The following is a 25,987-nucleotide window of genomic DNA, read 5'->3' as shown; positions in this document are numbered from 1 at the left end:
TACGAAGCCAAAGAGGCTAAGCCCTGCGCTTTAGCACAAGTACGAGATTGCCGAGCAACACCAAACCCAAACCGACATAGCTAGTTACGTACCAGACGTAGCCCTCGAACCAGCTCGACAGAAACAGGGCAATCACTGGCATCAACACTGTCGTATAGGCCGCGTGATTGGGGCCAATGCGATTTACCAAAAGAAGGTAAGTTGTGAAGCCGATGACGGAGCCGAACACACTCAGGTAGAGCAGCGCCGGGAAATACTCCGCCGCTGTCGGCATGACCAGCGGTTGCTGAGTAAGTATCAATACAAGCGCAAGAATCAGCGCGCCATAAGCCATCGCGTAGGTGTTAGTGGTAACAGGGTGCAGCCCGACAGAACCATTGCGGCGAGTGATCATATTGCCGAGAGAAAACAGATAGGTCCCCAGAATTGCCAGAAAAACGCCTCGGGGGGAGACGAGGCTGACACCCTCCCCTTGCAATTCGGGCAAGAACAGCAGCACCAGGCCCAGCGCACCAATAGCACCGGCTGCCACCACCCTTAGCGGAATTGCTTCCTTCCAGATCAATCGATTGTTAATGGCATTGAAAATCGAAGCCAGCGAGAACACAACGGAAACCAGGCCGCTGGCAATTGTCTCGGTGGCTGTGTAGAAGCAAAGAAAATTAAACGAAAAGAGGCAGCAACCCTGTAAAAACAAGTAGCCCTGATCCCGCCAGGTAGTGTGCTGTAGTTTGCCGAGCAGACGCACGCCCACCAACATAATTATCGCGGCAAGAGCGAAGCGATAGAACACTGAGACGGTTACAGGAACTTCGCCAATCTGGTAGTAAATCGCTAACCATGTGGTCCCAAAGATGAATACGGTGGAGAGATATAAAACCGCATTCATTCGCGGGTGTAGATTCTGATCAGCACCGGCGCTATCAACAATTGAAAACCGCCATACAACAGCACCGTAAACAATACCGTGTCACCGAGGTGGGCTGTGGCCGCTGCTGAGGCGGGGAAAAGAGAGGCCTTGAGCATCACCCCCAGATTGGTATTGCGCACGATCACCTCAAATTCGACGGCGATAGCGTCGCGCTTGGCCAGGCCAAAAATTCTTGGTGCGCTGGCACCGACAACGACCAGAATTAGAGTAAAGCCGGCGACGAGAGCGACATTGGCCATACCAAATGCTTCAAGGTCGAGCCGGCCCGCACTGGCAGAACCCACCACAATCAAGAGGATGCCAAACAGTGATGCGCGGATACACCACTTGGAAAACTGCGCCGCCGCAACCGGGTACATAAAGAGAAACAACATGCCGAGCGATAGCGGCAATAACAGCGCCATTGCGATCTCGAACATGATCTGGCCAGTCGGCATGCTGAAGTCGGCAGGCAGACTGTCACTAATCAATAGCGAAAGAATCAGAGGTGTACTCACCAGGCAAGCGAGCGTGGTAATCGCTGTAATACAGATCGAAAGCGCACTGTTGCCGCGGGCAAAAAAAGTGAAAATATTGGAGGTCGTGCCGCCGGGAATCGCCGCGATAAGGGCGAAGCCAATGGCCAGGCCACCGACAATACCCAAAACCCCGAGAAACAGGTAGGCCACCAAGGGAATCAACAGGAGTTGAATGCCGAGCCCGAGGCTCACTGCACGAGGAGCGCGAAGAATATCGGCAAAATCTCGTGCCGTCAGCGTAGCGCCCATGCCAAGCATGGCAGTTACTAACTGGAAGGTTGCGAACCAGTACTCATACTGGACGTATAACTCACCCATGCGGAAACCCGTTTATAGTTTTAGACACAGGCCTCAATCAGGGCCCGGGTATTTTCGCCGGTCATGGTAACAGGATTTCCGCCAGCAGAGGGGTCGGCGAGAGCCGCGAGAACCAGCCGATCGATGTCGGGGTCGACCACGCCCAACTCGGTGAGACTACCCGGAATGCCCAACAGGCTGTTCAGTTCTACGAGGTAACGGTGAAAGCCTTCAAAACCGCCCTCTATCTCCAGATAGGCGGCCAGACGCTCGATGGCAGTTTCAATCGCCGGGCGATTAAACCGGAGCACCGCAGGCATTAGCACGGCATTGGTCGTTCCGTGGTGCGTGTTATAGATCGCACCCAGTGGATGGGACAGGGCGTGAATGGCGCCCAGCCCCTTCTGGAAAGCGGTGGCGCCCATCAATGCAGCGGACATCATATGCCCCCGGGCCTCGATATTACTGCCGTCCCGAAATACCTGTAGCAAGTTATCTTTCACCAAGCGCATACCCTCTACAGCGATACCGTGGCTCATCGGGTGATAGTTGGGGGCGCAGTAGGCCTCGAGGCAGTGGGCGAATGCGTCCAGCCCGGTACCTGCGGTAATCGCAGGAGGCATACTCAGGGTAAGCTCCGGATCGCAGATCACTTGCATGGGGAGTATCTGAGGGTGAAATATGATTTTCTTTTCATGCGTAACCGAGTTGGAGAGCACCCCCGCACGCCCTACTTCCGCCCCGGTACCTGCGGTCGTCGGCACTGCAACAATGGGGGCAATTCCTGCGACATCAGCGCGACTCGACCAGTCGTCGATATCTTCAAAATCCCATACCGGGCGCGTCTGGCCGGACATGAACGCTACCAGTTTACCCAGGTCGAGCCCGGAGCCGCCGCCCATGGCAACCACGCCATCGTGGCCCCCATCGCGAAACGCGGCGAGCCCGGCAGCAAGGTTGCTTTCATCGGGATTTGGATCCACCCCGGCGAACAGCGATCGACCCAAGTCGGCCTGGGCCATCGCATCCAGCGCGGCACCGACCATGGGTAGGTCCGCAAGGCCCCGGTCGGTCACGAGTAACGGTCGGGAGATGCCCGCCTCGGTACAGGCTTCGGCCAACTCTGATATACGCCCTGCCCCGAAGCGGACGGCTGTGGGATAGGACCAATTAGCCTGTAGACTCATAGCGGATCCTCAGGCGCGCTCGAAACCGCGCCTGCGTTCGTAATCAGTAACCTTGCGGTCGAAGTCTTCCTGCTCCCACTCGGCACAACGCACATAGTGGTCTACCACCTCGCCACCCATCGCCTCGCGCAGCATGCTCGAATTGCGCAGTGCCTCTGTGGCTGCGCGCAACGTGCGGGGAATCTCGCGAACTCCCTCGGCTTCATAGGCGTTACCGGAAAACTCCGGTTCCAGTTCAAGCTTGTCTTCAATACCCTTGATGCCGGCCGCCAGTTGCGCGGCAATAGCGAGATAGGGGTTCAGGTCGGAACCGCCCACCCTGCACTCGACGCGAACAGACGCTGTCCCTGGTCCCACAATGCGATATCCCGCGGTACGGTTATCCATAGACCACACGGCCTTGGTAGGAGCAAAGGTAGACTCAGCAAAGCGCTTGTATGAATTGATATACGGCGCGAGAAAGAAAGTGACATCATCGGCATGCGCCAACAAGCCGGCAAGATAGTGGCGCATGGTGTCAGACATGCCGTACTTTTTTTCTGCGTCATAGAACACGGGAGTGCCATCAGCGGCGCGCAAAGACTGGTGAATATGACTGGAAGAGCCCGCCGCATCGGTATCCCACTTCGCCATGAACGTGACTGCTCGATCACACTGCAGCCCGATTTCCTTTACCGCTTGCTTGACCAGTACGTGGTTGTCGGCCATCTCAAGGCCGTCGGTGTAACACACATTGATTTCCGCCTGGCCCGCGCAGGCTTCGCCCTTGGTATTCTCCACCGCAACGCCGGCGCCCTGCAGGCCAGTGCGAATACTACGCATCAGGTTCTCTTCCCTGGCAGTCTGGAACAGGTGGTAATCTTCGTTGTAGGGACTGATGGTGGTCATGTCGGTGTAATCGGCATCACGCAAGGTCTCGAAGTCTTCCCTGAAAACGAAAAACTCCAACTCCGTCGCTACTGCGGTGCCAAGGCCAAGAGCTTCCAGACGCTGCAATTGTTTCTTTAAGACAGTGCGCGGCGCATGGGGTACCAGTTCATGGCTGTGATGATCCACCAGGTCGCACAACACCAGTGCCGTTCCCTCCACCCAGGGCAGCTGCCGGAGCGTGGCCATATCAGGCACCATGCTGTAATCACCGTAGCCGGCCTCCCAACTGGAAGACTTGTATCCCGCCACCGTCTCCATTTCCATATCGGTGGCGACAAGATAGTTACAGCAATGCGTTTCCTGCCAGGCCGTGGACACAAAGTACTCGGCCTGAAAGCGCTTGCCCATCAGCCGGCCCTGCATATCGGGAATGGCCGCGATCACCGTATCGATACTGCCCGCCTCTACCTGTTGCCTGAGGGCGTCAAAAGAAAGATTGCCTGCCATGCTTACTCCTGCTCGCTACGTTTACGCTGGAATTCCAACACCATGACTGTCAGCGCTGGCAGCATCGTGAGCGTCACCAGCATGGCGCTGAGAATACCGAATAACACGATCGCGCCCAGCCCCCGGTACAACTCTGTCCCCGCGCCTGGCAGCAATACCAGCGGTGCGAGCCCACACAGGGTTGTGATAGTGGACATGGCGATGGGGCGCAAGCGGGTCTGAACCGCCTCGGTCACTGCCGTCAGTGGTTCAAGACCATCCCTGAAGTTCTCCACCGCCCGGTGCACCACCAGAATCGGGTTGTTTACCACCGTACCCATCAGTATCAGGAAGCCGAGCATAGTAATCATATCGAAGGGCTGAACAATCGCCGCACCTCCCAGCAGTGGCAGCAGTGCCCCTACGCCGTTCAGCGCCCATAGGCCGATCAGTCCACCGGCAATACCCACCGGAATAGAGGTGAGGATCAGCAGCGGATAGCCCCAGTGGTTAAAGATTGCGACCATCAGCAGGTAGACAATAAACATGGCCACAAGGTAGTTGCCGAGCAGCGCGTCCCGGGTTTTCTGTAATGCGTCTGCCGCGCCGGAAATGCTCACGTTCACATTGGCCGGAATCTCACCGCTGTCGATGAGGTATTGCATCACATCGGCCTTTACTTGCTCGACGCCACTTTCCAGAGGCGTCGTCCTCGGCGGGATAATGTTCAGCGTTACCGTGCGGCGGCCGCCCACTCTGCGAATGGCATTGGTATCCACACTTTCCCTGAATTCAGCCACCGCACCCAACGGCACGACTTCACCGCGAGGCGTGTACAGCGGCACCTGACGCATATTCTCCAGCTCCACATCCAGCCCTGTATCGCTGTAGAGATACATATCTATCTTATCGTCATCGAGGAAAAACTCGTCAACAAAAGCGCCGTCAGTCATAGCGGAGACTGTGTAGCCCAAATTATTCGCGTCAATACCAAGCTCTGCTGCGCGTTCCCAGCGCGGCCGAATCTCCATCATAGGCTGTGCAAGCGACAGCGAGCGAGGCTGGCTCTGAATACGCGGATTTTCCAGTACCTCTTCGGCCCTGCGTTCAATGGTGCGGGCAACCTCAAACAGCGTGAACAGGTCTGGGCCTGAGATATCAAGATTGATCGAACGGGAGCCACCGTCGTTACTCGAAATAATGGAGCCGCGCGAGGCAAAGGCGCGCATGCCCGGGTACTCGCGGTACTTGCTGGTCAGCGCGTCCATCAGGGGTTCAATGTCCTGATGCCGCAAAGGCTCTACAAGACCGCCAACACGGGAAGCGTTTACCCGCATCGAGATATACTTGATCGCCGGTACGTCTATTTCGCCCCGGTCGTACGCCTTTGGATCAGCATCTACGAAGTCCAGAAAATAGTCTTCCAGCTCTCTCGCTATTCGCTCGAGGGTTGCCAGGTTGTACCCCGGCGGCGGGATCATAGAAGAAAAGACCTTCGGTTCCTCTCCCTCAGGCAAGTACTCTGCCGGAGGGGTCAGCGTAAGGATGATCAGTACACTGGAAAAAACCGCCACAGTAACAGTGACGAGACGACTCTTCGGGCTCTGCAACAGACGGCCGACCAGACGCATGGTCCATGCTTTCGCACCACCCGGTCCATCCCCAGCGCCACGCGCCTGTCGCGACTCACTCACGAATTCGAGTCGGGCAGCTGCGGTAGGCAACACAGTGATGGCCACGACCAACGAGGCTAGAATTGCCGCCGAGATCGCGATAGCAATATCAGAGTAGAGCTGCCCTGCCTCTTGCTCAACAAAGAGTACGGGCAGAAAGACCAAGACGGTTGTCATAGTGGACGCGAACACCGCTGGCCATACCTTGCGCACGCCGTTGACTGCCGCCTGAAAGCGACTGGCTCCACTGCGTCGCTCCAGTTCAATACTCTCAAGCACAACGATACTGTTGTCGAGCGTCATCCCAAGGGCAAAAGCGATACCGGCGAGGGAAATCACATTGATCGTGCGCCCTGTGATCAGCAAGCCCAGAAACGCCACGATGATGCAAAGCGGGATACCAATAACGCCGACAAGAGTCGCCCGCCCAGAGCGCAAAAACAGATACATCACCGCGGTTGCGAGCAATGCCCCGAGGATCAGGTTCTTCCATACAGTAGCTACCGAATCCTCCACGTAGCGAACGTCGTCAGACGACAGCACAACATCCAGCCCGGCTGGTTTGAGCACTTTCTCCCGCAGGATGTCCATCTCCGCGAGCATCTTCTCCTTGATCTCAATGACATTCGAGCCAGACTCTCGCCGGACAGCGATCGTAATATTCTCCCGGCCGTTATAGCGCGCGAACTGGCGTTTTTCAAAGTGATCCAGCTGTACTTCTGCTACATCCTTAAGGTAGATAATATTGTCATCGCGCCGAGCAAGAATCAGGTCCTTCAACTCTTCCAGGCTTTCAAAGCGCCCGATGGTGCGCAACAGATACTGGCGCTTGCCTGAAGAAAGGTCGCCGCCGGATCGATCCTGATTGCGCGTACGAATCGCACTGCGCACATCCATCAGTGTCAGACCGCGCTGAGCCAGCCGGGCCGGGTCCACCAGAATTTGCACCTGACGCACTGAACCACCCCAGAAATCCACTTCCGAAACACCGGGCACACTTGCCATGCGTGGCCTGAGGTTATCAATCAGGAAATCGCGTACCAGATCCATATCCAGCTGGCGCGGATTACCAGGCAGCGGCATCACGTTAAAGAACATGAAAGCATTGCTGGAAAATGAACTGGCGAAGACCGCCGGCTCGTCGACATTCTCCGGGTAGTTCGGCACCTGGCTGAGAGCGTTACTCACCCGAATCATCATATCGGTCATATCGACGCCGAGCGGGAACTCCAGCCTGATATTGGCCGAACTGCTCTGGGCGGTAGCGGTGATGCGCGACAGATTGGGCAGATTGCGCAGGAAATCTTCCTGCTCAATGATCAGTTCCTTCTCCACATCCTGCGGCGTTGCCCCGGGCCAGACAGTGCGCACCCCGATAGTGCGCACATCGAGGTCAGGAATCATCTGCACCGGGATCCGGGTCGCGGCGAGTATGCCCAGGAGCGCAACAATCAGTACCGAAACTGCGACCAGCGTGCCCTTTGCGACAATTTTCTCAAACACGTTCAGCGCGCCCCCGAGGCACGGGCATCGAGTGCCTGGCCGTTCCGCAGGGTCTCATTACCCTCGACGACCACCCGGGCGTTTTCATCCAGCCCACTGCGAATTTCAATGAGGCCATCGAAATCAAAGCCCGGCTGTACGAGGCGTTCTCTGGCCACAAGCGCCCCATTTTCACTAACGGCCTCCCACACGATAACGCGCCCGTCGGGATAGCGAAGAATTGCGTCGCGAGGTACTGCCGTCCCTTTCTGTCCGTCTCCAAGGCGAAGCGTCACGTTTGCTGACATTCCGGGCAACAAGCCACTGATTTCTCCGGTGGGCACCACCCGGACAAGAAACGTGCGCGCCGTGGGGTCGGTCACTGGAACGGCAGCTATCACTGTCCCAGGATAGGCGTTCTCTTTGTCTGCCCCGAGATTAAACTGGACCTTATTGCCCTTCGCAACCCGCCCCAGATAATCCTCCGGCACCTGAAAGTCCAGGCGTAGATCCTCGGTAGAAACCAGAGACATTACCGCCGCTCCGGGCGCGACCCACTCTCCCAGTTCCACCGACCGCGCACCGATCACACCGCTGAAAGGTGCTCTGACTGTGTGCCGGTCGAGCACGCCTTTGCGGTAGGCGAGTTCTGCCCTCAGTCGGCTGAGCTCTGCCTCGTCCTCAGCCACCTCAGACTCGAGATCCCGGACGGCGGTTTCAGCGATACTCTGTTGTGGTGCAAGGCGACGCGCTTCGGCCAAACGTCGTTGCGCATCTTCCATCGCGTGCCTGGCCCTGGCATGGGCGGCTTCTGCTGCCCGATATTGTTGTTCTGCCAATTCCGCATCCAGCTGCAGTATGGCCTCTCCGGTTTCGACATGGTCACCCGCATCTACGGCAAGGCTTTCTACCAACCCAGCCACTGCCACCGACAATCGAGCGTCACGCTGGGCCGTCACGGTGCCCGTCAGCTGTACCACCTGAACGACCTCGGCCTGCTGTGCAGCGGCCACTACGACGGGAGCCGCCGGCGTCTGAGCCAGCGTCATTGGCGAAAAAAAGAACAGCGCGGGGACCATCCACCGGCGATAAAAGGGGTTCGACATCGAATAGTCTCGAGGTTTATGCAGCTGCCAATGATCTCGCGTTTTGACGCTCGACACCAGAGTAGGATGCACTCTGCGCTGCCAGGAGCTAAGATGACAACGGTTCTAACAATAATGCAAAACAGGACAACGAATGGCTGTCACTCCACAGACTCCAGGTGAAGACTACCCTTACGCGAAACCCGCCTACCGCACCTATGTTCTGATGGTGCTGACGCTGGTCTACTCCTTTAACTTTATTGATCGTCAACTTATCTCCATTCTGCAGGAGTCGATCAAGGCAGACCTGCAACTGTCTGATACCCAGTTGGGCCTGCTAACCGGCTTCGCGTTCGCACTGTTCTACGTGTCTGCTGGCGTACCCATCGCGCGCTGGGCCGATCGCGGCAACCGCCGCAACATCATCGCCCTCGCGGTGGGCACCTGGAGCTTTATGACCGCCATCAGTGGCGCGTGCATGAACTACACCCAGTTGCTGATGGCCCGAATCGGGGTCGGCGTCGGTGAGGCTGGCGGCAGCCCCCCCGCGCACTCCATGATTTCGGACATTTTTCCTCCGGAAAAACGAGCCACAGCGATGTCCACCTATAGTCTGGGGATCAACATCGGCATTATGTTCGGTTTCTTCCTCGGCGGAATTCTCAATGAAGTGCTGGGCTGGCGCTGGGCCTTCGTGCTGGTAGGCGCCCCGGGCGTATTACTGGCGATATGGATTCGCACTACGGTGGCTGAGCCCCTTCGCGGCTGGTCGGAACAGGCTGTCGTTGACAAGAGCCACGCATCCCTGGGTTCGGTTGTCAGCCGAATCTGGGAGCAGCGAGCTCTGCGGCAACTGTTCATTGCCTCTGCGCTCAATTCTCTAGTGGGCTATGGCATGGTCAACTGGACCGCACCGTTCTTCATTCGCAGCCATGACATGGGAACCGCAGAACTGGGTATCTGGCTGGCAATTGGTGCCGGTGTGTTTGGCGGCCTGGGCACGTTTCTGGCGGGCTATATTGCAGATCGGGCCGGCAAAAATGACCGCCGTTGGTACATGTGGGTACCCACTATTACCGTGCTCCTGATGGCGCCCCTGACCGCATTCGTCCTGACAACTGAGAGCAAGACTGCAGCGTTGCTCGTAAACTTCCTGCCAAGCATTTTCAGCACCTGCTATATCGGCCCCGCCCTGGCGTTAACCCACGGCATGGTCGAGCCGCGTATGCGTGCCACCGCATCCGCCCTCTACTTCCTCGTGATCAATATCATTGGCCTTGGCATGGGCCCTACCCTGATCGGGGCACTGAGTGACTATCTCGCTCCCGAACTCGGTGCAGAATCCCTGCGCACTGCTATGCTCTATGTCGTTCCCGCGACCTGCGTGTGGGCATCGATTCACTTCTTCCTTGGATCCACTCACTTGAGAGACAAATAACACATGGCTTTATCACTCTACGACATCACCGTGCCCAACTACCTGCAGATTCTAGGCGCAGTCAAAAACGTACTGGCCAAAGGTGCCGAACACGCCACGGCAAACGGTGGCAACCCGGATGACCTGCTCAATCTACGGATGACGGATGACATGCATCCGATGACGTTTCAGATTATTTCTGTGTGGCACCACTCGCTGGGCGCCATCCGTGGCATCGAAGCCGGCGTGTTTACGCCTCCTCCAAAAGTCGACGTTGAAGGCTGGAAAGGCTACGCAGGCCTCGTAGATGAAGCCATCGAAGCACTGGAAGCGCTGACGCCTGAAGCCGTGAACGCCATGAGTGGCAATCCCATGAAGTTTAAAATGGGCGACTTTGAAATCCCCTTCACCACTGAAAGTTTCGTCCAGACTTTCTCGCAACCGAATTTTTACTTCCATGCCACCGCCATCTACGCACTGCTTCGCGCCGATGGTGTAAATCTCGGCAAGATGGACTACCTCGGCGCAGTGCGCACTCACCAGGAGTAGGTACCATGCTTGGATACCTCACGCTCGGCACCAACGATCTCGACAAAGCAGTCGCTTATTACGATGAATTGCTCGCGGAAATCGGTGCCAAGCGCTACATGAATGAAGAAACATTTGTGGCCTGGACGACGGGTGCAGACAGCACTCCTATCTCCATCACCAAACCCTTTAACGGCGAACCGGCCACAGTAGGCAATGGCGTAATGGCTGCCATACAGGTTGACACGAAAGAAGAAGTTGACCGCGTATACGCCAAAGCCCTGGCACTCGGTAGTGCTGACGAAGGCGCCGCAGGGCCTCGAGGGGAGGGTTTTTACGCGGGCTACTTCCGTGATCTGGATGGCAACAAGCTAAACGTATTCTGCTTCGGCTGATGAACCTGCCAAAACTAAAACAGGCAGAAGCTGATTTTCTCCAGCGCTATCCCGGTGGCTTCGCCGATCCTGGCCTGGAGACTGTCCGCAAGAAGCACAATATCGACAAACTCACCGAATTTGCGCGAGAGAATTTAGGGAAAGCCGCGTTCGGCCGGCCTGAAAAAGTCTGTTCCGATGTGCTCACCATCACCAGTCGCTCGTCGATGGTGTCACGCTTCGAAAAACCGCGCTTCAGAGATTTCATTCATGGCCTCAATAGCCACGAAAAACAGGATTTTTCTGACGCGGTGTACCAGAGAATTCACGGCAGAAAACAGCTGGGCTTCGAAATTATGCTGGGCATGCTCAAGCAACACAAACTCGCCAAGTGGTCGGTGATTTCTGTTGTCCCTTTTTACTACGCCCCCAAGCGCGAAGTATTTGTGAAGCCCACCACGGCCAAGGGCATTCTCGCTTATCTGGAAATTGAGGATTTTCGTTACCACCCCACCCCCAGCTGGGCTTTCTACAAGGCATACCAGAAGTTGGTCAAAGACGTTCGCGACGAAGTCGTGCCTACCCTGAGTCACAACAATGCAGCTATCACGGGCTTCCTGATGAGTTCTATGTAGGCCTTGTTCGACTGTAGGCAGTGAAAGAGAAAGCGTGTTCTTCGTCTGCAGGATGGTGTAGCAGCTCGTCCGTGTCCCACCGAGAAAAGTCAAAGGCGTCCACGAAGGTGTCGCCGTCGACATGTGCATCGACGATTGTTTCGAAGACGGTATCGGCGATTGGCAATGCCTCTCGAAACAAACCCACTCCGCCAATCACAAATGGACGCACACGGTGCTCGTTCGCCAGGGTTCGCGCCTGCGCCAGCGAATCCGCCCGCAATACGCCGGAAGCCAGGGGATAGTCGCCCTGCCGCGTGATCACAATATTCAAGCGACCCGGTAACTCACAGTTGTGATCTTCGTAACTCTTGCGCCCCATGATGATCGCGGCGTCCATCGTGGTCCGTTTAAAAAAGGCGAATTCGGCGGGCAACCGCCAGGGCAAAAGGCCGTTATTGCCGATACAGTAGTTTTGCGAGCGAGCGTAGATCAAGGCGAGAGACATGGTTCACTCTAGCATATCAAGCCTTGGACATTAGCCCCGACACTGCTAGATTCAGAGCTTAATCAGACAGAAAAGTACAACACTATGAGTGCAGGCAAACTTCTCGTCGCAGGTATCCTCTACCCGGGTTTCGAATTGCTTGATCTGTTCGGACCGCTGGAAATGTATTCGATGCTGGGGCCAGAACATGTTGATATAAAACTGATCGCTGCCACCGTGGAGCCTGTTGGTTCCGCTATGGGTCAGGCCGTCGGCGCAGGCCCTCGGGCTACGCCAGACTACAATTTCGCCAATGCGCCGCAGGCAGACATTATCGTGTTGCCCGGAGGCTTCGGCACCCTGCCGGAACTCGAAAACAACACCATCCTCGCATTTTTGCAGCAACAATCTGCCGACGCACAATACACGACCTCGGTGTGTACCGGCTCACTTTTGCTGGCCAAAGCCGGCCTGCTGGATGGGCGCAGAGCAACGACCAACAAGCAGTTCTTTGCACTGAGCGCGATGGTGCCCAGTGACACCCAATGGGTAGAGGAAGCCCGCTGGGTGGAAGACGGCAAATTTTTTACATCTTCGGGCGTCTCTGCTGGCATGGATATGAGCCTGGCCTTGATAGCCAAGCTGTGGGGGGAAGACGAAGCCGTCGCAGCGGCGGACGGCGCCGAGTACCAGTGGCACCGGGACGCCGCGAGCGATCCCTTCTACGACCAGCTCAATAATGGCGCCAGGGCGTTTGGGCTGATCTAGAACTTACTTGGCCGTGTAGCGCTGGTCCCAGCGATCGACAATGGCCTGATGACTGCCGTCTTTCCTGGCCCGCTGCAGCGAGGCATTGAAGTTGGCGATAACTTTTTCGTGACCGGCATAGCTGCGGCTGACCGCGACATGGCGGGCAACCGATGGCAGTGAAATATTGGCGACTTTCACCTTGTGGCGACTGCTGGCAAGGTATTCGTGCAGCTGATGGTTTACGGTGCGCAGGTCGCCAATGACGAAATCGACCTCACCGTTGATCAGGTTTAACAGGTTCTGGATCAGGTGATTCTCTTCCACAAGCTGTAAGCCGGGAATGGCCGCCAGATCGACTGGATAGGCGTAGTCAGTACGGATACCCAAACGCTTCCCCGCCAGCTGTTCCAGGCGAGTGTAGTTCCTGGGGTCGCCGTGCCGCTTCAGAACGATGAGTTTGCTGCTGAGATACGGTTCACTAAACACCAGGTCTTGGGCTCGCTCATCCGAATACCAGGCCGTAGCCAGCCCGTTATAGACTCCAAGCCGTGCCCCTTCCAGCGCGCGCGACCAGCTCTCGATAGTCACACTGGTTTCGACCCCGGTCCCGGCAAAAGCGTGCTCGACCAGCTCAATCGCGAGGCCGCGCTGAGGCAGTTTTTCATCCGCGTAAGGAGGCGAGGTATTCGCCATCAATTTCAACGGTTGCTGGGCAACAGCCACGCTGCTGCCAAACAGGCAGGCCAGGAGCAGTGCAGAAAGAGTGCGAATCATAGTGACCTCAGTGGATCTCGTTATCTGGAGGCCAGTGAGCATAAACCCCACGCTCGCGAATTTCCATGGTGGGTTATAGAAAGCTATTATGGGCGGCTGTTAAAATACGCCCGCTCATCCATCGCAACAGGGAACAAGGCCGTTTTATGCAGGAGCTCAATCCGAGCTGGAGTGTCTACAGCCCCTTCGTAAGCTCCATCGTCCAGGCCGGAGAGTCACTGGGAGTGCCAATCGACACCCTGCTGGTCAAGGCGGGCATCGACAAGCATCTGCTGAAAGACTCTGAGCAGCGTTTTCCCGTGGCACAGGCACTCAGGTTGACGGAGCTGACGACTGAATACAGCGATGATGGCAACCTGGGGCTCTACACCGGGCGCATCGGCTACGTCGACGGGCTGCACCTGCAGCTCTATATGTCTACAGTGTGTACAACTTTTCGTGAATATCTCAACCTGATGCCCAGTATGTTGCGCACCACCGGGGATCTGGGCGAAGTCGCGATGCAGACTGAACGGCAATATCTCAAATTACAGTGGCTCCCTCTGTGGCAACCAAGCGAGCAACAGCGCTTTCTCAGCGACTTTGTTCTGGTCATATCGGCCGCCATTGTAGACTCCCTGTGTGTCCAGCCTATTCCGGTTCTGGAGGCCCATTTCACCTACAGCAGACCAAGGGATGTGACGCTATTGCACACATTGTTTGGGGACAAGCTGTACTTCGATCAACCGGTCAGCTGCCTGTATTTTGCTCGGGACACACTGGACTATCCCCTGACCCGCCCCTACGGCGACCTGAGCACGACGCTGGCCCACTTGCCGGTAGACCAACTATTCGATGAGGCCGAGCCCCGCGACCAGTTCCTCAAGGAACTGCGGGAGACTCTGCTGCGTCTCCTGCCCCAGGGCGGGGGCAATATAGACGGTGTTGCTGAAGCGCTGAACCTGTCACGCCGCACCCTGCAAAGGCGTCTTTCAGACCGCGACACCCAGTTCCAGCAAGTGCTGCAGCAGTTGCGGGCAGATCTGGCCCTGCGCTATCTCTCTGACGAACGCCTCACAGTGACCGAGATCGCCTTTCTGCTCGGCTACAGCGATCAGGGCTCCTTTTCTACCGCTTTCAAGTCCTGGTACGGCAGGTCCCCACTGGAGCACCGCCTCCACTAGGGCTGCTGTGGCACCAAATCCCATGCGATTGGCACCCAAAAAGGGGCGCCGCCCAGCCATCGGTCTAAACTTAGCTCTCTTCGACGAGAGGCGAGGATCGCCCTCGCCCGCCACAAACCCGAAACTGGAGAAAATCAATGGCCCTGGACTTCGACAGCGCCCGCCTGGTCAACCCCCACCTGACGTCAGAGCACGAGGAATGGCGCGCCCAACTGCGCCGCTTTATCGATCGCGAAATCATGCCCTATGCGGCCGACTGGGATGAAGCGGGCGCACTCCCCGACGATCTTTGGCCCAAGGCCGCAGATGTGGGCATGCTGGGCCTGGGCTACCCCGAGGAGTACGGCGGCATTTCAGAGGGAATCGACCTCTGGCACGTCAACATCTTGAACGAAGAGCTTTCCCGCGTCGGTGTTGGAGGCATCTTCCCCTCGTTGCTGGTGCACGGTATCGGTCTGCCGCCTGTCGTTAACTTCGCCAGTGAAGCGGTAAAACAGCAAGTCGTACCGGCTGTATTGAACGGGAGCAAGAAAATATCCCTGGGTATCACCGAACCCAGCGGCGGCTCGGACGTCGCCAACATCCAGACCACCGCCCGCCGCGAGGGTGACCACTACATCGTCAATGGGTCCAAGACCTTTATCTCGGGTGGCATGAGGGCCGACTGGACCACCACCGCCGTGCGCACTGGCGACGAAGGCCCGGCTGGCGTCTCCATGCTGCTGATCCCGATGGACCTCGAGGGCGTGTCTCGCACCCAGCTGGACCGCAAGCAGGGCTGGTGGTGCTCCGACACAGCCACCATCTACTTCGACAATGTTAAGGTGCCAGCAGCAAATCTTGTGGGAGAGGAAGGCCACGGTTTTCTCGTGATTCTGAACAATTTCAACAGCGAGCGCATGGCCATGTCAGTGCAGATGGAGGCCTATGCACGAGTCTGCCTCGAGGAAGCCGTGAATTGGGCTCAAGAGCGCAAAACCTTCGGCAAGCGTCTGGCCGACCACCAGGTCATTCGCCACAAGATTGCGGAGATGAAACAACAGATCAACGCCTGCCAGGCCATGATCAACCATTGCTCTCGCGAAATCATCGAGGGGAATGCCAACTTTGGCGATATCGCCTTACTCAAAGTACAGTGCAGCCAGACCATGGAATTCTGTGCCAGGGAAGCCAGCCAGATACTCGGCGGCGCAAGCTACCTGCGCGATAACCGGGTAGAGCGTATTTACCGCGAAGTCCGCGTCCAGGCCATCGGCGGTGGATCAGAAGAAATCATGCGCGACCTGGCCTCTCGTCAATACGGAGTCTGACCATGAGCATCAAAGTATGGCACTGTCACAACGCGCGCTCGCTGCGCGCGATCTGGGCTCTGGAGGAAATGGGTTTTGACTACGAGGTTCAGGTCATGCCCTTTCCGCCACGTTTTACCGAGCCAGAATTTCTCGAAGTCAATGAGCTGGGCACCATTCCCTATATGATTGACGGCGATGTCCATATGACAGAGTCATCAGGCATCCCTCTCTACCTGGTGGAGCGCTACGGCAAACACGAGTTCGGCCTCAGACCGGATCATCCGGAGTACGGGGAGTACATAAACTGGCTGTTTCACAGTGATGCCACGCTCACATTCCCCCAGACGGTGTACATTCGCTACACCTTGCAGGAGCCGCCCGAGCGCGGCCTTGCGGATGCGGCAACAGACTATATGAAGTGGTACCACGCCCGCCTGCGCAGGCTGAACCGTTTCCTCGAAGACGGCCGCGAATACCTCGTGGACAACCGGTTCACCATTGCCGACATTGATATCACCTATGCCCTGCACCTGGGCGAGGTACTGAAAATTGACGAACGCTACAAGCCCCAGGTACGTGACTACCTTAACCGCATGCGCGAACGCCCTGCCTTCCAGAAAGTGGTCGTGCTCGGCGAAGAAGGCAGCATTTTCAAATAACCAGAAGAGATATCCACAATGCTTTTGACTGAAGAACACGAAGCCATCCGCAATACTATCGCCCAGTTCATTGACAAGGAGATCAATCCTTACTGCGACCAGTGGGAGGAAGATGGCATCTTCCCCGCCCATGAGCTGTTTAAAAAGATGGGTGACCTCGGCTTACTTGGCATCGCGAAGCCAACCGAGTACGGCGGCATGGGACTAGACTACAGCTACCAGATCGTCTTCTCGGAAGAGCTCGGCCGCATCGCCAGTGGCGGTGTATCCATGGCTATCGGGGTACAGACGGATATGGCAACGCCTGCCATGGCAAAATTCGGCAGCGACTACATCAAGCAGGAATTTCTAAGTAAGGCAGTAGCCGGTGATGCGGTTTGCTCGATTGCCGTGAGCGAGCCTCACGCTGGATCAGACGTTGCCGCGATCAAAACCAATGCCGTGAAAGACGGCGACGACTATGTCATCAACGGCACCAAGATGTGGATCACCAATGCCACCCAGGCGGACTACCTCTGCTTGCTTGCCAACACCGGCGGCGACCACAAGCACCTGAACAAATCCCTGATCGTAGTACCCACCAACACGCCCGGCATTTCCTTTTCAGAGAAGCTGAACAAACTCGGCATGCGCTCCTCCGATACCGCACAGATCTTCTTCGACGACGTGCGCGTGCCGCAAGCAAATCGCATTGGTGACGAGGGCATGGGCTTTGCGTACCAGATGATGCAATTTCAGGAGGAACGGCTGTTTGCTGCGGCCGGCGGCATCAAGGGCATGGAGGCCTGTATCGAGGCCACTATTGAATACACGCGCGAGCGCATTGCCTTTGGCAAGCCGCTACTGGACCAGCAGGTAATCCACTACCGCATGGCCGAGTTGCAATCTGAAGTAGAGGCGCTGCGCGCGCTTACCTACGCTGCAGTTGAAGGCTACATAGCGGGAGAGGACGTGACGCTCAAGGCATCCATGGCCAAGCTCAAAGCCGGCCGCCTGGGCCGCGAGGTAACCGACGCTTGCCTGCAGTACTGGGGTGGTCAGGGCTTTATGTGGGACAACCCGATTTCCAGGGCCTATCGAGACACCCGTCTGACATCTATCGGCGGCGGTGCCGACGAGGTCATGCTGGGAATTATCTGCAAGAAGATGGGCATCTTGCCACGGGGATAAACCTTTACAGGAACATATTATGGCTGTTATCGAATCTCTACTGGATACACAGGGCGAGGCCTACCAGAATAACCTCAAAGTGATGAGCGCTGCCGTAGACGAGTTCCGCGGTATCGAACGCCAGGTCATCGAAACCGCCCAGGCCAAGGCGCCGCGTTACATCAAGAAAGGCTATATCCCTCCCCGCGAGCGATTGAGCCTTCTGCTGGATACCGGCGCTCCCTTCCTCGAGCTATCGACGCTGGCCGGATATATGCAAGATGAAGACACCGACGGCTCCGGCGCCGGCGGTAGCTACATCGCCGGTATTGGCTACATAGGCGGTGTCCGCTGCGTGGTAGCAGTAGATGACTACCTCACCAAAGGCGGCAGCATCGGCCCCATGGGCGGAGACAAGCGGAAGCGCATGCTGGATATCGCCATGGAAAACAAACTCCCTATGGTGAATCTGTCACAAAGTGGCGGCGGCAATCTGAAATTGGCTGGAGATATATTCGGCAATTCCGGTTCACTGTTTGCCAAACAGTGTCGCCTGTCAGCCGCCGGTATTCCGCAAATTACCGTGGTGCACGGCAGTGCAACCGCCGGCGGTGCCTACCAGCCCACCCTCTCTGATTACCTGATCCTCGTACGCAAACAATCCACCATGTACCTGGCAGGCCCACCTCTCCTCAAGGCGGCCACTGGAGAAATCGCCACGGACGAAGAGCTTGGCGGCGCAGAAATGCACAGTGAAGTTGCAGGCACCAATGACTATTTGGCCGAAAACGATGCTGACGGCATTCGTATTGCGCGAGATATCACCGGCAAACTGGGGTGGAACAAACATCGGCCACTACGCGCCCCTGTTACCTATAAAAACCCTCTCTATAGTGCTGAAGAAATGCGCGGCATCGTGCCGGAAGATCCCAAAACACCTTTCGACATCCGCGAGGTCATCGCTCGCGTGGCTGACGGGTCCGACTTTCTGGAATTCAAGGGCGACGTCGACAAGGGCACCCTCTGCGGTCATATCGAGATCGAGGGCTACCCCTGCGGAGTCATCGCCAACAACAGCCCTATCACGGCAAAAGGTGCCGCCAAGGCTGGGCAATTCATCCAGCTGTGTGAACAATCGGGCACGCCCTTGCTCTTCCTGACAAACACCACTGGCTTCATTGTTGGTACCGAGGCCGAACAAGCAGGCATCATCAAACACGGCGCCAAGTTCATCCAGGCCGTGACTAATTGCACGGTACCGAAGATTACTATCATCGTCGGCGGCTCCTACGGAGCCGGTAATTACGCCATGGCTGGCCGCGGAATGGACCCTCGATTCCTGTTCGCCTGGCCGCGCAGCGTGGTGTCGGTGATGGGGCCCGCCCAGGCAGGCAACGTACTGCGACAGGTTGCCGAAGCCAAAGTGCTTCGCTCCGGTGGCGAATTAAACGATGAGACCGTGGCCTTTATCGATGGCTTGGAGCGAGAAACCATTGCGGACATGGAGGCACGTTCCAATGCCCTGGCGAATACCGCGCGTATCTGGGACGACGGCATCATCGATCCGGCCGACACGCGCTCGGTCGTCGCCTTCGTCCTCAGCGTCTGCCGCGAAGGCGATGAGCGCAGCGTAAACACCAACAACTTTGGCATCGGTCGCCTGTAAGAGTTTATAAACTATGAGCAATATCACCAAAGTACTGATCGCCAATCGCGGTGAAATCGCGCTACGTGTTATACGCACAGCACGCGACCTGGGATACCGCACTGTAGCCGTCTACAGTGAGGCCGACGCCGACGCCCTGCATGTCTGTGAGGCCGACCAGGCTGTTTGCATAGGGCCTGCTGCCGTCGGGGAGTCCTACCTTGTCGCGGACAAGATACTCGCCGCGGCCAAACAGACCGGCGCCGATGCCATTCATCCGGGCTACGGGTTTCTTTCAGAGAACGCCGCCTTCTCCAATGCCTGCGAAGCCGCCGGAATTACATTTATTGGCCCACGCGCCGACGCCATTGAACTGATGGGAAGCAAACGGCTGTCCAAAATCGCCATGATGGAGGCAGGCGTTCCCTGCATCCCCGGCTATCAGGACGCGGACCAGTCGGACGCTACTTTGCTCGCTAAAGCTGGAGACATCGGCTTTCCACTGATGGTAAAGGCCTCCGCTGGTGGCGGTGGTCGTGGCATGCGGCTGGTCCTCGAGCAGAATGAACTCGCAGAGCAGATTCGCACCGCGCGCTCAGAAGCAGAAACTGCTTTCGGCAGTGGTGAGCTGATCTTGGAGCGGGCTGTGCTGGAGCCACGACATATTGAGATCCAGGTGTTTGCCGATGAGCACGGCAACGCTATCTATCTCGGTGAACGCGACTGCTCTATTCAACGGCGGCACCAGAAAGTCGTGGAAGAAGCGCCCTCCCCCTTTGTCGAACCCGACTTGCGTCAACGCATGGGTGAAGCGGCGGTCAACGCGGCCAAAGCGTGCAACTACCGCGGCGCTGGCACCGTGGAGTTTCTGGTCGACAAGGAGAAGAACTTCTACTTTCTCGAGATGAACACACGACTGCAGGTAGAACACCCCGTCACTGAAATGATCACCGGGCTCGACCTGGTGGCATGGCAGCTGAAGATCGCCTCGGGCGAACAGCTGCCGCTGCGCCAGGAGCAGGTAGAGCTGACAGGTCACGCTGTGGAAGTGCGCCTCTATGCGGAAGATCCGCGCAATGATTTCATGCCGCAAACAGGCACAGCACACTTGTGGGAGTATCCGGAGCGCCCCGGGTTGCGCATGGATCACGGCATTCAGACCGGCCAACAGGTGAGCCCTTTCTACGACCCAATGATCGCCAAGGTCATCGCCTTTGGGGACAATCGAAACGAGGCTATCCGGCGGCTGGCGTCCGCGGTGCAGGACACCCAGCTGCTGGGCATAAACAACAACAAACGCTTTCTCGAAAACGTTTTACGCCACCCCGTATTCGGCGCGGGGGAAGCAACCACCGCATTTATCGAACAGCACTTCAGTACCGACTTGAGCATGGACCAGAACACCCCCTCCGGCTCGACACTGGCCAAAGCTGCTCTGGTTTATCTACAAGGCGGCCTGAACAGGGAGCGAGACTGCGAAGCCAACTGGCACAACCCGGCAGCCACGGCGACAAACTATCAACTCGCTTTCGAAGGCACCCCCACCACTGTTTCAATAGCGGGTCGGGGCGATCACTTTGACATACTCTGTGGTGACAACAGCTACGCGCTCTCGCTGGTGAACTTTGACGAGAGTGAGTGCGTTTACATTCAAGACGGTGTCCGTCAGAGCATGCGCTTTGCCTTTGCTGGCAACACCTTGTACATCGATGACGGCACTGGCCATTTCATCATTGAGGATACAACCTACCAACCAGCCGCTGCCGCAGGCGGCGCCGGGGACGGCCAGGTGAAAGCCTCCATGGATGGCGCCATTGTGGCGGTACTGGCACAGGTGGGCGACACGGTTGAGGCAGGCCAAACCCTCGTGGTGCTTGAGGCGATGAAAATGGAGCACGCTCTCAAGGCTGGCGTCAGCGGCACGGTGAGCGCTATCAGCTGCGAGGCAGGCCAACAGGTTAAATCCAGACAGTTGCTTGCCACTGTAGAAGGAGAACAAAGCGATGAGTGATGTCATCAAGATTGCCAACTGCAGTGGTTTCTACGGCGATAAGCTCTCAGCTGCCAAGGAGATGGTAGAGGGCGGCCCTATCGATGTTCTCACCGGCGACTATCTCGCCGAACTCACCATGGCCATTCTTTACAGCCAGAAAATGACGCGTGATACCGGCGGCTACGTAGGCACTTTCCTGAAGCAAGTAAAGGAAGTGCTCAAACCCTGCATCGAAAAAAACATCAAGATAGTCAGTAACGCAGGCGGCCTTAACCCTTCGGCAATGGCCTCAGCGGTAGAGGACATCGCGGCGGAGCTGGAGCTGGACGTCAAGGTCGCCTACATCGATGGCGACGATCTCGCTCCGCGTATGGAGGCGCTGCAGAATGCCGGCGAGCCGTTCACCAACATGGATACTGGCGTCAATCTGGCAGACACCAAAAACACCCTACTCACTGCCAATGCCTACCTCGGTGCCTGGGGTATCAAGGAAGCGCTGGACCAGGGTGCCGATATCGTCATTTGCCCGAGGGTAACGGACGCTGCTGTCGTGATCGGCCCCGCTGCGTGGAAATTCAACTGGCAACGTGATGATTACGATGCGCTGGCCGGCGCACTGGCAGCGGGTCACGTCATCGAGTGCGGCCAACAGGCCACCGGTGGCAACTATGCATTCTTCCAGGAAGTCCCCAGCTTCGATCAGCCTGGCTACCCGATTGCTGAAATTGAAGCCAACGGCAACTTCACTATCACCAAACATCCGGGCACCGCGGGTCTGGTCTCGGTAGGCACGGTAACCGCCCAACTGCTGTATGAAATCGGCGATCCGGCGTACAAGAACCCCGATGTCATCGGCCACTTCGACAGCCTCAGTATCAACCAGGAAAGTGACGACCGTGTTTACGTCAGCGGCTGCAAGGGCTCCTCTCCCCCGGCCAGTCACAAAGTTTGCATCAACACCCTCGGTGGCTATCGCAACGGCTTTGAGGTACTGATAGCGGGGCTGGATATTGAAGCCAAGGCGGAAATTCTGACCGAAACCTTCTTCCGCAATGTGGGCGGCAAGGAGCAATTCGATGATGTCTCTATCGAGCTTGTGCGCAGCGACAAGGAAGACCCGCAAACGAACGAGGAGGCCTTCGCTCGCCTGCGCATCATAGCCAAGTCCCGCAACAAAGACCTGGTCGGACGCCTGTTCAGTGCACGGTTTATCGAAATTGCGCTGGCCAACATTCCCGGCCTGGGCGTAACCACACCCATCGGCAATGGCGCCAGCTTCCTCGCCTACTGGCCCGCCCTGGTGGACAGCAAGCACATCGTCGAACAAGTTCATATCGGCGATAAGGTCACCCCGGTAAAACCGAGCAACCAACTGCAATTGGCTACGGTCGAATACGAGGCGCCTGCCGCAGCCATAGCTCCGGCTCCGTCAGGCGACCACGTGCGGATACCGCTGGGACGTCTCTTCGGCACACGTTCAGGCGACAAGGGTGGTTGCGCCAACCTCGGCGTGTGGGCCACCTCGGATGAAGCCTATGGCTTTCTCCACGAGTACCTCACCGTGGAACGACTGAAGACCCTGATGCCCGACACAGCCGGATTCGAAACGGTTCGCTATGAGCTCGCAAACGTGCGCTCGCTGAATTTCTTTATCAAGGGCATACTCGGGGAAGGCGTAGCCTCCTCTGTGCGCACTGATCCGCAGGCCAAGTCCCTGGGAGAATACCTGCGCGCGAAAATGATCGATGTCCCAGCAAGCCTGGTGCAATGAAGAAGGAAAACAACATGAATGACGAGCAACTCTCGTTGGAAGGCCTCTTTTTCGAGGCGGTCGAAATAGAAGAAACCGATCACGTGCTGACCATCCGCCTCAATCGGCCTGAGCGCAAGAATGCCATTAGCCCCACCATGGCAGCCGAAATCATCTATGCGCTGGACTATGCCAAACAGGAAAGGCGCGTTCGCGTTGTAGTACTTGCAGCCAACGGCGATATCTTCTGCGCCGGCGGCGATCTTGCTGCCATGAGCGGCAAAGCCATCGAGACCCGTTCTACCGTACCGGTACGCGGAGACCTCGACGATATCGCCCTGCGCTTTCGCCACCTCAACAAACCGTCGATCGCCCGCGTGCACGGCAACCTCTATGCTGGCGCCCTGTTGTTCCTGTGCAATGTGACGCATGCTATTGCGGCCGAGGGCGTGAAATTTTCCGCCCCGGAAATCAAACGCGGCATTTGGCCGTTTATGGTGATGGGCGGCCTGTTCCGGGTAATGCCCCAGCGCGCCGCCCTGGACTTTATTATGCGCGGCAACCCAATCAACTCTGAACAAGCACAGCGCTGGGGGCTCATCAACGAGGCCGTTCCCGCGGAGGCCCTGGACAAACATGTCACAGATCTGGCCACTGAACTTGCAAGCCTGGCACCCGGTTCCATGAGCATGGGTCTGGCGGCATACGCGGCTCAGGATGGCATGGACTTCGACGATGCCCTGCCCTACCTGCGCGAGCAACTGAATGCGTGTTTGAAGAGTCCGGACGCCAAAGAAGGTATTGGCGCCTTTCTGGAGAAGCGCGAGCCGAAGTGGGACTAATCCCTACCCGCTAGCTCGCGGCCATAAAGTCGACCACGACTTCGGCCAATTTCTCGCCCTGGTCTTCCTGCAGGAAATGCCCACCGTTCTCAATAATCGTATGTGGCTGCCCTGCACACCCAGGAATTTTTTCCTGCATCAAATCGTCCCATCCAGCGGTAATCGGGTCGCTATCGCTGAATGCAGTAAGAAAAGGCTTCTGCCAGTTCGAGAGTGATTCCCATGCGGCGCGGTTGGCAGCGCTCGCTGGGTTATCGGGTGTGGCGGGTACGAGCAGAGGAAACTGACGCGCGCCGGCCTTGAACGACTCATCGGGGTAAGGTGCGTCATACCCTGCGCAAACCGCCTCACTCAACTCAGTTGTTGTTGCGCCACGGATAATTCCAGAGGTAGGAAATTCCGGGACCTCCTGAGAAAATTTGCGCCAGTTGAGAAAAGCCTCCCCGAGTTCTTCATCTCCTGTCGGCAACAGGGTATTGGCGGCCACCACTCTGGAAAAAAGATCAGGATTCTCTCCCACGAGACGCAGACCGAGCAAGCCGCCCCAGTCCTGGCAGACCAGGGTAATGTCCCGCAAGCCCAATTGATCCAGAACCATCTTCATCCAGCCGACATGACGCGCGTAAGTGTAGTCAGTGCGCTGGGTGGGTTTGTCCGAACGGCCGAAGCCGACGAGGTCCGGTGCGACCACCCTGTGCCCCGCGGCCACTAGCACAGGAATCATCTTGCGATAGAGGTAACTCCAGGAAGGCTCGCCGTGCAATAACAGTACAGGTTCCGCTTCCGCCGGGCCCTCGTCCAGATAATGCAAACGCAGTTCGCCACCTTCCGTATCGTCGGCCTGAAGGTAATTGGGCGCAAACGGGTAACCAGCCAGACCGCTGAAACATTCATCGGGCGTTCTAAGCAACTCCATAGACTATCTCCGTGCAATTCTGTGACCGATAAGACCTACTTGGCCAGCGGATTGGCTTGCTCCCAGGCTCTCACTCGCGCCGACGCGGCATCGAATATACGAACAAAGTTCTGTTTACGCACCATTTCGCTGGTCTGCGGCGACAGTTGATCCCAGAGTGGCCGGTATTGCTCGTACACCGCAAAGCTTTCGGCGGGCGTTGTCAGGGCAACATTGTCGCTACCCATCAAGAAGCGATCCGGATACTTCTCCAGCAGTCTGGCCGTCAACTCCGTCGTTTCAGGTGTTTCCACCACATACTTGGCGACTTCACTCCAGGAAATGTCGAAATAGACGTGAGCAAGACTGGGGTCTGACAGAATTTCCTCAACCAGCGCCATGTGCCCTTCAAGTGGCTGGACGACCCGCCCGAGCCCGGTATGTGCCCAGATAATAGTGGCGTCGGGATGGCGAGCGAGCAATGCCTTGGCCTGCTCGAAATAGAATCGACGTGCGTCGGTCTTGGCAAATGGCATTTGAATGTCATTATGCATAATTGCAACAAGGCCTGATTCGGCACAAAACTCGAATACCTTGTCTATCGCAGGATCGATCAGGCTGGCAACATCGCCCGCCACTTTTGCAGAGACAAACTCTTTGTGAATCGTAAACTCACCAATTCCCGAAAATACCCCGGGGAACGTTTGCAGGACACGGCGAATATGTGCAGCGCCGTAGGAATCTGCAGGGTTAAAGCCGGTAATCATCGGCTCAAATCGAGCCTGCTCCTGTGCAGTCAATCCCAGATACTGCTGGGCGATGAAGGCGTCTGTAAACGAGTAGTAGTAGAGCGCTGTATCTGCGTCCAGATAGTACGTCGGGGCGACCTCACCCGTGACACGGTGAGACCAATGCATTTGCAGTGGAATGCCGAATAGAACTGACCTCTGCACCCGCTCACCCACAACATCCAGATACTGGCGCGCACTGATCCCTTCCTGAATGTAATTTGTAAGATGCACATGGGCGTCATAATAGTCATCCTGTGCAGAGACAGGGCTCACAGCCAGCCCAAGGGCAAGCATGGCCGCTCTTTTCATCGTCGAAATTTTCCATTTCATAGCGT

The 25,987-nt window shown here is 57.0% G+C and carries 23 protein-coding genes; 13 read left to right on the top strand and 10 right to left on the bottom strand.

The annotated features are described in order from the left end of the window. Nucleotides 1-16 precede the first annotated feature (16 nt). From EY643_RS08060 to EY643_RS08035, 6 genes are read right to left on the bottom strand one after another with little or no spacing between them, the layout of a single operon-like run. Nucleotides 17-889, bottom strand: coding sequence for a DMT family transporter (locus tag EY643_RS08060; RefSeq protein ID WP_152661715.1), 873 nt, complete (start codon nucleotides 887-889; stop codon nucleotides 17-19). After that, a complete protein-coding gene (locus tag EY643_RS08055) occupies nucleotides 886-1,767 on the bottom strand; it encodes a bile acid:sodium symporter family protein (RefSeq protein WP_152661714.1) in 882 nt (293 codons plus the stop codon). Before EY643_RS08055 ends, EY643_RS08060 begins: the two co-directional genes overlap by 4 nt. A gap of 20 nt (nucleotides 1,768-1,787) precedes the next feature. Then, nucleotides 1,788-2,933, bottom strand: coding sequence for an iron-containing alcohol dehydrogenase (locus EY643_RS08050; RefSeq protein WP_152661713.1), 1,146 nt, complete (start codon nucleotides 2,931-2,933; stop codon nucleotides 1,788-1,790). Nucleotides 2,934-2,942: 9 nt separating this feature from the next. After that, complete coding sequence (locus tag EY643_RS08045; RefSeq protein WP_152661712.1) at nucleotides 2,943-4,310, bottom strand: glutamine synthetase family protein; 1,368 nt, start codon at nucleotides 4,308-4,310, stop codon at nucleotides 2,943-2,945. A 2-nt stretch (nucleotides 4,311-4,312) separates the two neighbouring features. Then, nucleotides 4,313-7,465: an efflux RND transporter permease subunit gene (locus EY643_RS08040; protein ID WP_152661711.1), complete on the bottom strand. Its 3,153-nt coding sequence runs from the start codon at nucleotides 7,463-7,465 to the stop codon at nucleotides 4,313-4,315. Nucleotides 7,466-7,467: 2 nt separating this feature from the next. Continuing rightward, nucleotides 7,468-8,550, bottom strand: a complete 1,083-nt coding sequence (locus EY643_RS08035; protein WP_152661710.1) for an efflux RND transporter periplasmic adaptor subunit — start codon at nucleotides 8,548-8,550, stop codon at nucleotides 7,468-7,470. Nucleotides 8,551-8,683: 133 nt separating this feature from the next. Here EY643_RS08035 and EY643_RS08030 point away from each other — a divergent pair, with 133 nt between their 5' ends. Genes EY643_RS08030 through EY643_RS08015 form a run of 4 tightly spaced genes read left to right on the top strand, consistent with a single transcriptional unit; the run spans nucleotide 8,684 to nucleotide 11,483 of the window. Continuing rightward, nucleotides 8,684-9,967, top strand: a complete 1,284-nt coding sequence (locus tag EY643_RS08030; RefSeq protein ID WP_152661709.1) for a spinster family MFS transporter — start codon at nucleotides 8,684-8,686, stop codon at nucleotides 9,965-9,967. Between the two features lie 3 nt (nucleotides 9,968-9,970). After that, nucleotides 9,971-10,495 carry a DUF1993 domain-containing protein gene (locus tag EY643_RS08025; protein WP_152661708.1) on the top strand — a complete coding sequence of 175 codons (525 nt, stop codon included), beginning with the start codon at nucleotides 9,971-9,973 and terminating at the stop codon, nucleotides 10,493-10,495. A 5-nt stretch (nucleotides 10,496-10,500) separates the two neighbouring features. Then, the gene (locus tag EY643_RS08020; RefSeq protein WP_152661707.1) at nucleotides 10,501-10,869 is read left to right on the top strand and encodes a VOC family protein; all 369 of its coding nucleotides are present in this window, start codon (nucleotides 10,501-10,503) and stop codon (nucleotides 10,867-10,869) included. After that, nucleotides 10,869-11,483: a hypothetical protein gene (locus EY643_RS08015; protein WP_152661706.1), complete on the top strand. Its 615-nt coding sequence runs from the start codon at nucleotides 10,869-10,871 to the stop codon at nucleotides 11,481-11,483. The genes EY643_RS08020 and EY643_RS08015 overlap by 1 nt, the downstream gene beginning before the upstream one ends. Here the strand turns inward: EY643_RS08015 and EY643_RS08010 are convergent. Then, nucleotides 11,476-11,970 (bottom strand): dihydrofolate reductase, encoded by a 495-nt coding sequence (locus EY643_RS08010; RefSeq protein WP_152661705.1) that lies wholly within the window; start codon nucleotides 11,968-11,970, stop codon nucleotides 11,476-11,478. The genes EY643_RS08015 and EY643_RS08010 overlap by 8 nt on opposite strands. Nucleotides 11,971-12,054: 84 nt before the next feature. On the opposite strand from EY643_RS08010, the gene EY643_RS08005 reads away from it, so the two are divergent. Beyond that, the gene (locus EY643_RS08005; RefSeq protein ID WP_152661704.1) at nucleotides 12,055-12,717 is read left to right on the top strand and encodes a DJ-1/PfpI family protein; all 663 of its coding nucleotides are present in this window, start codon (nucleotides 12,055-12,057) and stop codon (nucleotides 12,715-12,717) included. Between the two features lie 3 nt (nucleotides 12,718-12,720). Here the strand turns inward: EY643_RS08005 and EY643_RS08000 are convergent, their stop codons facing one another. Then, nucleotides 12,721-13,473, bottom strand: coding sequence for a substrate-binding periplasmic protein (locus EY643_RS08000; RefSeq protein WP_170287324.1), 753 nt, complete (start codon nucleotides 13,471-13,473; stop codon nucleotides 12,721-12,723). 146 nt (nucleotides 13,474-13,619) lie between these two features. On the opposite strand from EY643_RS08000, the gene EY643_RS07995 reads away from it, so the two are divergent. The 8 genes from EY643_RS07995 to EY643_RS07960 all read left to right on the top strand — a co-directional run bounded on the left by EY643_RS07995 (nucleotide 13,620) and on the right by EY643_RS07960 (nucleotide 23,966). Further along, entirely contained in the window at nucleotides 13,620-14,636 is a 1,017-nt protein-coding gene (locus EY643_RS07995; protein WP_170287323.1) for a helix-turn-helix transcriptional regulator, read from the top strand. A gap of 137 nt (nucleotides 14,637-14,773) precedes the next feature. Continuing rightward, a complete protein-coding gene (locus EY643_RS07990; RefSeq protein ID WP_152661701.1) occupies nucleotides 14,774-15,946 on the top strand; it encodes an acyl-CoA dehydrogenase family protein in 1,173 nt (390 codons plus the stop codon). Between the two features lie 2 nt (nucleotides 15,947-15,948). Further along, nucleotides 15,949-16,587: a glutathione S-transferase family protein gene (locus EY643_RS07985; RefSeq protein ID WP_152661700.1), complete on the top strand. Its 639-nt coding sequence runs from the start codon at nucleotides 15,949-15,951 to the stop codon at nucleotides 16,585-16,587. Between the two features lie 18 nt (nucleotides 16,588-16,605). Next, nucleotides 16,606-17,757: an acyl-CoA dehydrogenase family protein gene (locus tag EY643_RS07980; RefSeq protein ID WP_152661699.1), complete on the top strand. Its 1,152-nt coding sequence runs from the start codon at nucleotides 16,606-16,608 to the stop codon at nucleotides 17,755-17,757. A gap of 19 nt (nucleotides 17,758-17,776) precedes the next feature. After that, on the top strand, nucleotides 17,777-19,402 hold the full coding sequence (locus tag EY643_RS07975; protein ID WP_152661698.1) for an acyl-CoA carboxylase subunit beta: 1,626 nt from the start codon (nucleotides 17,777-17,779) through the stop codon (nucleotides 19,400-19,402). 13 nt (nucleotides 19,403-19,415) lie between these two features. Further along, nucleotides 19,416-21,392: an acetyl/propionyl/methylcrotonyl-CoA carboxylase subunit alpha gene (locus EY643_RS07970; protein WP_152661697.1), complete on the top strand. Its 1,977-nt coding sequence runs from the start codon at nucleotides 19,416-19,418 to the stop codon at nucleotides 21,390-21,392. Next, nucleotides 21,385-23,145, top strand: a complete 1,761-nt coding sequence (locus tag EY643_RS07965) for an acyclic terpene utilization AtuA family protein (protein WP_152661696.1) — start codon at nucleotides 21,385-21,387, stop codon at nucleotides 23,143-23,145. The genes EY643_RS07970 and EY643_RS07965 overlap by 8 nt, the downstream gene beginning before the upstream one ends. A gap of 14 nt (nucleotides 23,146-23,159) precedes the next feature. Continuing rightward, nucleotides 23,160-23,966, top strand: a complete 807-nt coding sequence (locus EY643_RS07960; RefSeq protein WP_152661695.1) for an enoyl-CoA hydratase/isomerase family protein — start codon at nucleotides 23,160-23,162, stop codon at nucleotides 23,964-23,966. 10 nt (nucleotides 23,967-23,976) lie between these two features. Here the strand turns inward: EY643_RS07960 and EY643_RS07955 are convergent, their stop codons facing one another. Continuing rightward, nucleotides 23,977-24,882, bottom strand: coding sequence for a haloalkane dehalogenase (locus EY643_RS07955; RefSeq protein WP_152661694.1), 906 nt, complete (start codon nucleotides 24,880-24,882; stop codon nucleotides 23,977-23,979). Nucleotides 24,883-24,917: 35 nt separating this feature from the next. Next, nucleotides 24,918-25,982: an amidohydrolase family protein gene (locus EY643_RS07950; protein WP_152661693.1), complete on the bottom strand. Its 1,065-nt coding sequence runs from the start codon at nucleotides 25,980-25,982 to the stop codon at nucleotides 24,918-24,920. Between the last annotated feature and the right edge of the window lie 5 nt (nucleotides 25,983-25,987).

Origin of the sequence: Halioglobus maricola, from assembly GCF_009388985.1 — a bacterium.
In the GTDB taxonomy this organism is placed as follows: domain Bacteria; phylum Pseudomonadota; class Gammaproteobacteria; order Pseudomonadales; family Halieaceae; genus Halioglobus; species Halioglobus maricola.
This window is presented reverse-complemented; position numbering and strand designations above follow the sequence as displayed.